Here is a 12,332-nt window from a genome sequence, read left to right on the forward strand (position 1 = left end):
CGGTACAGCAGGATCATCGTTACTATTACTATTACCCTCCGTACAGATACTCCAGAATAAGGCATATTATAACCTGATCAGGAACTGACAGGGACCTGATTATTATTTAAGCCAGGATTTATATAGATATTATTGGGATTTTATAGGGGGTTTATAGGGATATATCCCTATAAACCCCCTATAAAATCCCCCTCTTATCCCCCTGTTATACCTCTCTTATATGCGAACAAGGTACCCAGTTGTTTATAACATGGTATCACCCTGCTAACAATAGTAGGTTTCTTTTGATTTACTTAAGTACAGTGTGATTTATGACGTTACTAATTACTTTAACGTGGTCCTATCATCTTGTCAAAACAATGCTGCTCCATGAAGCAATCACACCTTGAAATCTCTTTAAATAAATGAAAGCTATCGCGTCCTTACGATGAGCATCGTAATATTAAGGAAAAATAAAACTGAAGTAAAAATCAAAATATACGCAAAGAAGCTCTGATTCATTTTATTAAGGAAAAGGCCTAAAAATAAAAAAGTCATCTCCGTTGAGATGACCTTAATAATCTTATTCCATAAATATTTCAAAAGCCGATTTCTACTTTTTAAAAACCCAAAATCGCTGAAGTGTATAATTAAATCCCAAGGAAACAATAATCTCCACTATTACTTTGGAGACTAATGGGTGTAAGTGCCATATATCATCCAATAAATAAATACCACCCGACTTTAATAAAATACTTCCTGCAACTACAACTACAAATTTACCGAGCTGCTGGCCCAACGGGGCAGCAGTATTATTGAAAGACCAATAACGGTTAATAACGAAATTAACAATGGCTCCTAAAGAGCCACTGATTACATTTGAGAATGCTGGAGAAAAACTCAGCACTTTATAACAAAAAGTATAAATACCAAAATCGGAAAGACCGCCTACAAAAGCAGATAACTGCGCCTTAAAGAACTCTTTGATTTTTGGGTTCATATCTTATAAATTTTCTGACTCTTTAGTTTTCTTCTCTTCAGCATCTCTGATATCGCCTAAATCTAATAACTTTTTAGTATCAATAGAATTTATAACAAAAAGAATAGCACAGATACCCATCACTAAGTAATGAATTGCACCTACAAAAAATACTTCTATAAGTAAAACAAGACATATAATGACCCTGATTTCTGTAGGCCCAACAATTCCTGCATCTATTGTATACTTATCTGTTACCTTATAACGCAACAAAGAAAGAATCATGGCCCAGCCATACAAAGCTACCAATACAAAACCTGTTAATTCAAAATTACCTTTTGCATAAAATACATACCCCAGACCAATCAGTACCGTACTGATCCAATCCATTACAATATCCAGTGAAAATCCATACCATTTACGCGATTTATTTCTATAAAAAGCAATACGGCCATCAAGAGAGTCTCCGAACCATTGAATAAAAAAGCCTAGAATACCTAGCAGTAGATAATTAATGTCACAATATTGGGCCAAGATAAAACTTGCCATAATCATGACGGATCCAAATAGACCGATCGCTGTCAAACCATCGGACGAAATCCAATTTGGAATACGTGGAACTAAATATGAAATAAATTTCTGTTCCGGATTACTCAATATATTTGTTCTTTTTCTATCTTGAAAAAGTTTTTTATTTATTTTTTGACCACTCATCTCTCTTTTTATTATAACCAATTATGATCACGGTACCACTGAATTGTAACCTTCAGTCCAGCATCCAAATCATAACGCGGTCTATATTGAATATTTTCTTTTGACGAACTGATGTCACATGCCCAACTGGCTGCTGTCAATTCATTTAATCTTTCCGGATACAATACCGGTATGGTGCTGGAATTTTTATAAGCCCGCTCCATAACCTGAGCAACACCTTTCACAAGACTAAATGGAAGATGAAATCTATATAATGATTTTGAAGTGTATTTCTTGAAAATTGTCGCCATTTCATAACGACCATAAACTTGGCCGTCTGTAATATTGTAAGATTTTTTATCTCCATTATCGAGAAAACAAGCATTTAAAATAGCATCTGTCAGATCTTTCACAAAGACAAACGTTAATTTTTGTGGCGATTTCCCGATATAGGCATCAAATCCAGCATTTAATGTTTTAAATAAAACAAAAAGATCTTTCTCTTTGGGACCATACACGGCGGTGGGGCGAATAATGGAAAGCTTATTAGCTGCATATTTTTCAAGCATGCGTTCTGCTAACACCTTACTTCGACCATAAGCAGTCACAGGATGATACTCGTTTTGTTCATTGATAGCTGGTGCATCATAGGCCACCGGGCCAATAGCTGCCAAACTACTGATAAAAACAAAACGTTCAAGAGGAATATTAGCCTGAAATACCGCATCTGCTAAAACTTCAGTATAACCGACATTAACATCAACAAGATCCTGCTCATTCTTCGCTCTAGTCATAGCTGCTCCATGAACAATATAGGCATATTGCTCTTGCTCCAGCAGTTTCAATAATGAATCCTTATCTTTAAAATCAGGATAAACAAATTGATCAACAAAAGACTTTATTTCACTGACATCACTGGTTTTCCGAACAGCTGCATGCACCTCCAAACCTGCCTCAAGGGCAGCTTGAACGAGATGATAACCGACAAAACCACTTGCGCCTGTGATTAGGATTTTTTTTCTCATAGCGCTTGCTCATACAAACGATAGCGTTTGTATAATTCTCCATTGATTTGCTCGATGGCGTGATTCATCATATAATTAGTATCAAGCATCCACGAGCATTCTGCTCCTTTGACGGTAAACCCATCGCCAGAGTTTTTAATTATCCTACCATAAAGGCAGGCTTCTATTCCTAATTTACGATACTCATCCAATACGCCAAGCATCAAAACTCGAATTAGGTTCACCTTTTTCAATCCAAAGAGCAATTTAAAAATCCCAGTCGGCAATAGTCTACCACGTTTGATTTTAATTAGAATCTGATTGATATCCGGAATTCCTAAAGCGAATCCAATGACCTTCCCATCCTTTTCAGCCAATAAAGCATATCGAGGATCAACGATCATTTTCATTTCCTTTGCAGCGTAGTTAAATTCATCTTCCGTAAAAGGCACAAAACCTAAGTTTTTATCCCAAGCTTTATTATAGATCTCCCTAATTCGCTCGGTTTCATTTTTAAAATCCTTCAAGTTCATTTGACGAATCTTAATTCCCGAACGGTTTAATCGTTCTTCCAGTTTCTCCAACAACAGCACAGATCGTTTACTTGCTTTATTTTCCATCACTAGGTAGGCACGCAAATCAACTTTTTTTTGAAAACCTGCTTGAGTAACTAATTCTGGATAATAAGGAAAATTATAAGGCATCATCGCTACAGGTGGGCTATCAAATCCTTCGATCAATAAACCACAAGTATCATTAGTCGTTAAATTAATTGGACCAACAATATTAGTTCCACCTTTAGCTTTCACCCAATCCTTTGCTGCTTGAAACAAAGCATTTGCAACCTCTTGATCGTTAATACAATCAAAAAATCCCCATTGCCCTTCCTGCACTTGATTGAATGCATTATGATTAACATTCCAAATTGCGGCGATACGACCGACCAGTTTTTGATCTTTGTATGCTAAAAATAATTGTGTGGAGGAATGTTTGTAGAAAGGATGCTTACCAGGAGTAAGCAAATCATACTGAGCAAGATATAGCTCTGGTACATAATAAGGATTTTCCGCATATAAACTATGCGGAAAATCTATATATAACCGTTTCTGTTTCTTTGTTTCAACGGGAATAACCTGTATCATAATAGACACTTAGATTAAAGATTCAACATCTGCTAATTTGAAGACTTTTACCATCTTCTCAATAGCTTCATCAATTTGATCAAAGCTATGTGTTGCCATTAAAGAGAAACGAATCAATGATTCTTCTGCAGGAACAGCAGGTGAAACTACTGGATTAACAAAAACCCCATCGTCTTGAAGCATTTTGGTTACCCAGAATGTTTTCTCGTTATTTCTAATAAAGATCGGTAATATAGGGCTTTCTGTAGCACCTAAATCAAATCCACTTTCTAAAAGTAATTTTTTAGCATAATTTGTATTTGACCATAATTTCTCAATATGCTGAGGTTCGGTTTGTATAATCTCCAAAGCTTTCAATGTCGAAGCGACAGAAGCTGGTGTCATACTTGCACTGAACATAACTGACCGCGCAGAGTGTTTCAAGTAATCGATAACATCAGCATCGCCTGATACAAAGCCACCTAGAGAGGCAAATGATTTACTGAAAGTACCCATAATTAAGTCGGCACTGTCGGTTAGTCCAAAGTGAGAGGCAGTACCTGCACCTTTTTCTCCGATTACACCTAAACTATGTGCATCATCAACCATAACAGTTGCATCAAATTCATCTGCAATCTTTATCAATTCAGGCAAATTAACAATATCTCCCTCCATACTGAAGATACCATCCGTTGCAATCAATTTACCACTTTCTTCTGGTAATCTAGCAATTTTTGCACGCAGATCATTCATATCATTGTGTGCATACTTGATTACTTTAGAAAAAGATAATCTACTTCCATCAATGATAGAAGCATGATCACGTTCATCCAATAAGATATAATCATTGCGACCAGTAAGACATGATAATGGGCCCAAGTTTGATTGAAAACCTGTACTGAATAAAATAGTAGACTCTTTCCCCACATAAGCCGACAATTTCTCTTCAAGCTCCACATGAATATCTAAAGTACCATTTAAAAAACGAGATCCAGCACAACCGGTTCCATATTTTGCTAATGCGTCTTGAGAAGCTTTGATAATACGTTCATCCGTCGTTAACCCTAAATAAGAATTAGAACCAAACATCAAAACACGCTTGCCATCAATTTTCACTTCGGTATCCTGTCTCGACTGAATCGGTCTAAAATAAGCGTATAAGCCCTTAGCTTTTAATTCATTAACGATTTTAAATTGCGATATTCTCTCGCCTAATTTTCCTTTACTCATGCGATTAAAAGGTATTTCTTAAATTTTATAATTGTTTTTGATTGTAATGATTACCAAAATAATAGCTTCATCATCAACACTTTCAATTCCTACTTCCAAATAGATTAACACAAAATGACTTCATAATACTGCACGAAAAACAGTATTAAATCAAAAACGATGCAAACATACGAAAACAAAAGCTGACTTTCACTTAATGTTAGTCATATTTTTCACATATAAATATCGTAAAAATAATTTTAATTTAACACTTAAATTAAAATCCAAAAATAACAATGCTAAAAAAACACCATTATAATATTTATATTTGCTTTCCTATGTGATTACATTTAACAAACTTAATCTGGTTTGTATTGGAAATGGAATAGGAATAAATATATTAAGAAATTATGGCAATATCATCAGATATCAATATAAAAAATAAAAGAGCTTCATTTGAATACAACCTTCTGGACAGGTATGTTGCAGGAATACGTTTACTAGGCACTGAAATTAAATCAATTAGGGAAGGGAAAGCAAATATCAACGACAGTTTCTGCAACTTTTTCCATGATGGACTTTATTTGCGGAACATGCATATTGCCGAGTATTCGCATGGATCTTTTTACAATCATGAAGCAAAACGAGATCGCCAGTTGCTTTTAACAAAAAAAGAATTAAAAAAATTACGCGTGAAAGGTGAAGAGAAAGGCTTTACAATCGTTCCTTTACGTATTTTCATCAGTGCCAGAGGATTTGCAAAAGTCGAAATTGCCTTAGCACAAGGTAAAAAAGACTTTGACAAGCGTGATACAATTAAGGAAAGAGAGGGCAAAAGAGAGCTTGATAGGATGATGAAAAAATAAAATTTTATTCTCCTATTATATAAGCACCGGGTGTCACCCCCACCCTGCTTTTAAAGAGACGGACGAAGTAGTTTACATCATTAAACCCCAAACTAAAGCACGTCTCTTTAACACTTTTTGTTTTTCGTAATAAGCTCTTTGCCTGTTGCATACGCGTTCGTATGATATATTCGATAGGCGTTATTCCCAACTCATTCTTAAAAAGGCGAAATAGACTTGATTTACTCATATTTGCCTGTTTTTCCAAAATTTCCACAGTAATGGATTCTGAAAGGTTGGCATGTATATAGTTACGAATATGCTGTAATACCGTGTTCGTTTTTGTCTTGGCAATATCAAGTGATAATAGTGACTGCGTCTGTAGGAGACGAATAACTAATTCATTAAATGCTAAATCTGCTAATGCATCTTTCAACACATTATCCCCTGTAATGGTCTGAAATAATTTATTAATTAAATCTGTCAATTCGGGTGTATTATAGAGATGGAATAAATTCATATCTAATTTCCAATCTGCTAAATGTTGTTCTTTGGGATAGCACTCATTTAAACGGTTGATCACACCGTCTATCTTACTTTTACTTATGGTCAGCGCCGTACATTGCGTAGGGTCGGTAAAGGTCGCTTCGGGAAAATCGATCTGCATCTTACTATAAGCTGGCAAAACCATGGTCTGACCAGGTAAATAATCAAAGGAATCCACCTGTTGCAAATGCATCACTTTTTTACCCTGAATCATATTGATCATAACCAGATCATCAAACTGTAACGCTACTTTTTCTGACGCCTTGTATGTTTCAAAGACATTAAGCTCCAAATTTTCTAACGTAAAAGCTCTCCTATTTTCTACCAAAGTAGAAAGTTCATGACGCGACGAAAATGGTAATGTATTTACAAGCCTGTTATTTATCATATCCCTATCTTTTATTATAATTGGCTGGTAATCAAACTTAGACAAATTGTCTTAAATATCCAATAGTATTAGCTTGATTAATAGAAATATTTGTTGATAACGTTGCTCCTATTGTGCTATCGTTTGAAACTATAATGCTATACGAGAACAATCGTTTTCGTTAAATTTGGTATTCAACAATTTGTATAACATTATAAAAATAAATATTATGGCAGCAATTCAAAGACCATCGTTTAAAGAACGTTATGGAAATTACATTGGTGGAGAATTTGTTCCACCTACATTAGGTAAATATTTTGACAATATTTCTCCCTTAGATGGAAAAGTATTTACACAAGTCGCACATTCCACAAAAGAAGATTTAGAACTCGCTGTTGATACTGCATCGAAAGCATTTGAAACTTGGGGAAAGACTTCAGCAACCGAAAGAAGCATCATTTTAAATAAAATAGCAGACCGCATCGAACAGAATTTAGAATATATTGCCACAGTGGAAACTGTTGACAACGGAAAAGCTGTTCGCGAAACATTAAATGCCGATATTCCTTTAGCCATTGATCACTTCCGTTATTTTGCAAGTGTTATCCGTGCTGAAGAAGGTTCGCTAAGTGAATTGGATCAAAATACGGTGTCTCTTATTGTGCATGAACCTATTGGTGTGATCGCGCAGATTATCCCTTGGAACTTCCCTATTCTGATGGCTGTATGGAAATTAGCTCCTGCATTAGCTGCAGGTAACTGTGTGGTTCTAAAACCTGCGGAAAGTACCCCCACATCAATTCTTGTTTTAATGGAAATAATCGGTGATTTACTTCCTGCTGGTGTTGTTAACATCGTGAATGGTTTTGGTGGTGAATTAGGTCGCGCATTAGTAACAAACCCTAAAGTTTCTAAAGCTGCATTTACAGGTTCTACCGCAACAGGTCGTATGGTAATGCAGTATGCAACTGAAAATATCATTCCTGTAACATTGGAATTGGGCGGTAAATCTCCAAATGTTTTCTTCAGTTCTGTCATGGACCACGACGATGCATTTTTAGACAAAGCAATTGAGGGAGCTGTTCTGTTTGCATTAAATCAAGGTGAAATTTGCACTTGTCCATCGCGTTTATTGATTCAGGAGGATATTTACGAACGCTTTATTGCTAAAGTAATAGACCGTGTGAATCAAATTAAAGTTGGTGATCCTTTGGACCCTGAGACTATGATGGGTGCACAGGCTTCAAAAATCCAAAAGGATAAAATCATGTCCTATATAAAATTGGGTAAAGAAGAGGGGGCAGAAGTATTAACTGGTGGCGATGAGAACCATTTGGGTGATGGCTTAGAAGATGGTTATTATATCAAACCAACTTTATTTAAGGGTCATAACAAAATGCGTATTTTCCAAGAGGAAATATTCGGCCCGGTATTAGCAGTAACTACATTTAAAGATGAAAAAGAGGCTTTAGAAATTGCTAATGATACCATTTATGGGCTGGGAGCTGGTGTATGGACACGAGATGCTCATCAATTATACCAAATCCCGCGCGCTATCCAGGCTGGACGTGTATGGGTCAACCAATATCACTCTTATCCTGCAGGCGCTCCTTTTGGTGGTTATAAGCAATCGGGTATCGGACGTGAGAATCATAAAATGATGCTCGACCATTACCGTCAAACAAAAAATATGCTGATTTCTTATAGCAAAGAGAAACTTGGATTTTTCTAATCAGCAAAACACAATATTAAAAAATGGGGTTATCGATATAATCCCATTTTTTAATTTCTTATGATACTGATATAAAAGCAATATATGATGACAGAGCGTTTAGCAGTTACTGAAAAAGCCAAAGAACTGATTCGTGAATTAGTAGCTCAACACGGAGATCTGATGTTCTATCAGGCTGGAGGGTGTTGCGAGGGCACACAGCCTCAATGTTTTGAAAAAGGGGGATACTATCCCAGAATGAATGATGCTATGATCGGGCTTGCTGAAGGTTATGAATTTTGGATCGATCGGGATTTATTTGAATATTGGAAATTTTCACATTTCACACTTGATGTACTTGATGGGTTTGGCCCGGGGGGATTTTCTTTAGAGTCTTCTTTGGGGAAAACTTTCAAAGTACACTATAGGCTATTTACTGAGGAAGAGCTAAACGACCTATCTCCTATAAAACGTATGGAATAACAAGACTTGTTATTCCATACGCAATTTAGGATATCCGATATACTAATCTTCGATTTCCAGTCCCTGTAAAACTGGTATCGGCTTTTTATTATCATCTAAGGCAACAAATGAGAAAACACCCTTCACCGCTAATTCTCTTCCATCTTTGTACATATCTTCTAAGAAGATTTCCACTTTTACCTTTAAGCTAGTCCTTCCTACATGTATTACTTCCGCAATAGCTTCAATCATACTTCCTGCAGGGATTGCTTTTTCAAAATCAATCTTATCTGAGGAAACAGTTACGAGTGCTTTTCTACAGAACCGTGTTGCACACATAAAAGTTACCTCGTCCATGATCGCCATGGCTTTACCACCAAATAATGTTGCGTGGTGATTTGTTGTAAACGGAAAAACAGTTATAAAATGATGTGTTCTCGACTGTTCAATTCTTTCTTGTAATGTCATTTTTGTTTAATTTCTTCCTTGTTCTACGTCGACTCCAATACCTTTTAACAACATTGAAGCATTAAATATTTTACACTCTCCTATTTTCAGTTTATAATCAAATAGCATTTCTCCTTGGATCACCTGTATATCAAAGTGGTAATTCTTTACAACCTGTGGATATTCGTCGGCTAACGTTGATAATTGCAGATCATGCGTTGCAACCATTCCCTTTCCTTTTTCTGTAATCAATTTTTTGATAATAGCTCTAGAGCCTAAATATTTATCAACAGAATTAGTTCCTCTTAACATCTCATCGATTAAAAAGAAACTATCGTTGCGTTCCGCTACAGTTTCTAAAATAAATTTCATCCGGTCCAATTCTGCTTTAAAAGTTGACGTACTTTCATTCAGATTATCCTTAATGCGCATATAAGATATCAAATGAAACATCGGAATTTTGAAAGATCTTGCTGGCACTACTGCTCCCGCATAAGCCAAAACAGCATTTATACCGACAGTACGCAGAAATGTACTCTTTCCAGCCATATTAGATCCTGTCACCAAAGCGATTTCATGGTCAGCATTTGTATAGGTATTGGCAATAGATTTATCAGATGCAATCAAGGGATGCGCCAAATCGACAGCTTCTATGGGTGTCTCCAGATGGTCAAGAATAATTGGGGTAGTCCATTCAGCATGATTTCGCTTCCAAGTACCTAAACTCACCAAAGCCTCTACTTCAGCTAAAGTATCAAAAGCTTCCAAAATATTAGCTTGATACTTAGCTTTCCAGTCTACAATGGCCAATACCTGCTTAAAATCCCATAAAAATATCAGATTTAAAATTGTCCCGACCATCATGTTGTTTCGGGCATCCAGATTACTGATCAGCTTACCCAATTTCTTGAACGCATGGGAAACCGAATCTGATGACCCCTCTATTTTTAATTTTTCCTGTAATTCCTGGTTACGGTTCGCTGTCCAAGCCCTATTTTCGACCAGTTCCATACTTGCGGCATATGAATCCAGCAGATTTCCTACTTTATCGATCCGACTGGAAAAAAAAGAAATTTTGCCACCGTTGAACATTGACCAAAGGATATGGATCAATCCTATGATGACTGGGAGGTATGCCACAGATGGAACAAAAACGGCTAAAACGACCGATCCTATAAATATAAAAGGGGCAAGCTTAACATAGATCCGCATAATTGCGCTTCCGAATGTAAAATCTCCGGACTCAAAATAGGTTGCTAAAAAAGACTTTACATCTAGCTTCTGATTCAGATTTGATAAAAGCTTTGCTTGAAAATCCTGACTCCAACGCATATCACTAGCTATTTCAGCTGCAGCTTCCTGACGTTTCACAATCTCGCCACGCTTTGCATCATTAAGTAACCAACTACCTAATACCGCTATACTCAGTTTTGTAGTTGAGCGGTTTAATAACTCAAATAGCGAATGATTTCCTACAATGTCCAGATCGGAGCTGTAAGGATGCTTACCATCTTCCAGATGCATACCGTTATCGTAGATATTGACTCCTGTATTTGCTAGCGTTAGCTCATTGACATTGACCGCTAATAACGCTTTCTGGTAATCACTTATTTTTTCTAATTTACTTTGTCTATTAACCAAAAAAGCAAAAAGAAATATCAGTGCAAAAAATAAAATCAATACAAGAACAAGATTTTCAAGCTGAAATGAATAGAATAGCGCTGCCCCACCAAAAATAATAACACCGAGGCGATAAAAACTATTCTTATTGATCACTCTGTCGAGCTTTTTCACTTCCTGTTCAATCTGTTCCTTATTGCTAAGATATAAATCCATCATTTTATCTTTCATTGAAGTATAATTTGTTGTTTAACGGTAATGAAGCGAGCATAAGCATACTCCTCCCCAAAAGCAGTACATATGCTCATGCTCGCTTCCATCTATATATAATTATTTATGAGTATCCATTTTCAACGGCATTATAGGCACGTTACACTCATTTTGTTTACTTTTTATTAATTATTTAAGGCATTCACATCTTCTTTACTAGCAGTTTGATGTATCATTAGTTATTAGATGTACGCAGTAAAACTTCCTCACTAATTTGATGCATTTAGATCACAGTGCTATTCTTTATCATCAGCCCTATATTCGTCATTTCTCTGAACATTTAATAGTAAGAAGGGATCATAATCCAAATCGCTAAAAAAAAGCCTGGTTATTACCAAGCTTGATCCCCAACCAAAGGGACAAATCTAAATGTATCTAATTCAATGCTATCAAAATCATTCTCACCAACCCGAATGATTGTGACCATTTTTTGTTCTTTCTCATCACCTACCGGTATTACAAATATACCCCCTATTTTTAACTGCTTCAGCATAATCTCGGGTACAAATGGAGCACCCGCAGTTACGATAATCTTATCATATGGTGCATGCTGTTCAATTCCTTTAGAACCGTCCCCACAGAAAAAATGGGGTTTATATCCCATATATGGCAATACCTGTATGGTTCTATTATATAAATTTTCTTGTCGTTCTATGGTATAAACCTGAGCGCCTAGCTCCAGCAGTATACAAGTTTGATATCCCGAACCTGTTCCTATTTCTAAAACCTTATCTCCTTTTTTAACATGCAGCAGTTCCGATTGATAAGCAACAGTATACGGTTGAGATATCGTTTGTCCATCGCCGATTGGAAATGCGATATCTTTATATGCTTGATTCCAAAAGGTTTCATCAAAGAAAAAATGACGTGGTACTTTAGCAATGGCATTCAGCACATTCTGGTCACTAATACCTCTTGTCTTCAGCAGCTGCACCAATTGCTTACGAGCACCTTTTTCTCTATAATTATCTACAAATTTATACGCCATTATGACTCAAAAATACTATTGTTATTTAACAATTACCACTACAAGAACTTTTTCATAACTAATCAATTAGCCTGCAAGCTATTTCATTTGA

The 12,332-nt window shown here is 36.1% G+C and carries 12 protein-coding genes; 3 read left to right on the forward strand and 9 right to left on the reverse strand.

The features are described 5' to 3' along the window. Window positions 1–592 precede the first annotated feature (592 nt). The 5 genes from WH188_RS22985 to spt are packed head-to-tail and all read right to left on the reverse strand — an operon-like array spanning window position 593 to window position 5,006. Entirely contained in the window at window positions 593–979 is a 387-nt protein-coding gene (locus WH188_RS22985) for a GtrA family protein (RefSeq protein ID WP_021190541.1), read from the reverse strand. Window positions 980–982: 3 nt separating this feature from the next. Further along, window positions 983–1,672 (reverse strand): CDP-alcohol phosphatidyltransferase family protein, encoded by a 690-nt coding sequence (locus WH188_RS22990; protein WP_132768988.1) that lies wholly within the window; start codon window positions 1,670–1,672, stop codon window positions 983–985. Between the two features lie 11 nt (window positions 1,673–1,683). After that, window positions 1,684–2,676 carry an NAD-dependent epimerase/dehydratase family protein gene (locus WH188_RS22995; RefSeq protein ID WP_168127527.1) on the reverse strand — a complete coding sequence of 331 codons (993 nt, stop codon included), beginning with the start codon at window positions 2,674–2,676 and terminating at the stop codon, window positions 1,684–1,686. Continuing rightward, window positions 2,673–3,797, reverse strand: a complete 1,125-nt coding sequence (locus tag WH188_RS23000; RefSeq protein WP_168127528.1) for a hypothetical protein — start codon at window positions 3,795–3,797, stop codon at window positions 2,673–2,675. Before WH188_RS23000 ends, WH188_RS22995 begins: the two co-directional genes overlap by 4 nt. A gap of 9 nt (window positions 3,798–3,806) precedes the next feature. Then, window positions 3,807–5,006, reverse strand: coding sequence for a serine palmitoyltransferase (gene spt / locus WH188_RS23005; protein ID WP_021190543.1), 1,200 nt, complete (start codon window positions 5,004–5,006; stop codon window positions 3,807–3,809). Between the two features lie 389 nt (window positions 5,007–5,395). Between spt and smpB the strand changes: the two genes are divergently transcribed. Beyond that, window positions 5,396–5,851, forward strand: a complete 456-nt coding sequence (gene smpB / locus WH188_RS23010) for an SsrA-binding protein SmpB (protein ID WP_132768994.1) — start codon at window positions 5,396–5,398, stop codon at window positions 5,849–5,851. A 4-nt stretch (window positions 5,852–5,855) separates the two neighbouring features. Here the strand turns inward: smpB and WH188_RS23015 are convergent, their stop codons facing one another. Continuing rightward, window positions 5,856–6,764: a helix-turn-helix domain-containing protein gene (locus WH188_RS23015; protein WP_168127529.1), complete on the reverse strand. Its 909-nt coding sequence runs from the start codon at window positions 6,762–6,764 to the stop codon at window positions 5,856–5,858. Between the two features lie 208 nt (window positions 6,765–6,972). On the opposite strand from WH188_RS23015, the gene WH188_RS23020 reads away from it, so the two are divergent. Both WH188_RS23020 and WH188_RS23025 read left to right on the forward strand, forming a co-directional pair. After that, window positions 6,973–8,475 (forward strand): aldehyde dehydrogenase family protein, encoded by a 1,503-nt coding sequence (locus WH188_RS23020; RefSeq protein WP_168127530.1) that lies wholly within the window; start codon window positions 6,973–6,975, stop codon window positions 8,473–8,475. A gap of 84 nt (window positions 8,476–8,559) precedes the next feature. Next, window positions 8,560–8,937, forward strand: a complete 378-nt coding sequence (locus tag WH188_RS23025) for a DUF779 domain-containing protein (protein ID WP_021190548.1) — start codon at window positions 8,560–8,562, stop codon at window positions 8,935–8,937. A gap of 42 nt (window positions 8,938–8,979) precedes the next feature. On the opposite strand, the gene WH188_RS23030 is transcribed toward WH188_RS23025, so the two are convergent. The 3 genes from WH188_RS23030 to WH188_RS23040 all read right to left on the reverse strand — a co-directional run bounded on the left by WH188_RS23030 (window position 8,980) and on the right by WH188_RS23040 (window position 12,241). Next, entirely contained in the window at window positions 8,980–9,384 is a 405-nt protein-coding gene (locus tag WH188_RS23030; RefSeq protein WP_132769000.1) for an acyl-CoA thioesterase, read from the reverse strand. Between the two features lie 6 nt (window positions 9,385–9,390). After that, window positions 9,391–11,214 (reverse strand): MutS-related protein, encoded by a 1,824-nt coding sequence (locus WH188_RS23035; protein ID WP_168127531.1) that lies wholly within the window; start codon window positions 11,212–11,214, stop codon window positions 9,391–9,393. 370 nt (window positions 11,215–11,584) lie between these two features. After that, window positions 11,585–12,241, reverse strand: coding sequence for a protein-L-isoaspartate(D-aspartate) O-methyltransferase (locus tag WH188_RS23040; protein WP_168127532.1), 657 nt, complete (start codon window positions 12,239–12,241; stop codon window positions 11,585–11,587). Between the last annotated feature and the right edge of the window lie 91 nt (window positions 12,242–12,332).

The organism is Sphingobacterium sp. MYb388, from assembly GCF_037479535.1.
Classification (GTDB): domain Bacteria; phylum Bacteroidota; class Bacteroidia; order Sphingobacteriales; family Sphingobacteriaceae; genus Sphingobacterium; species Sphingobacterium anhuiense.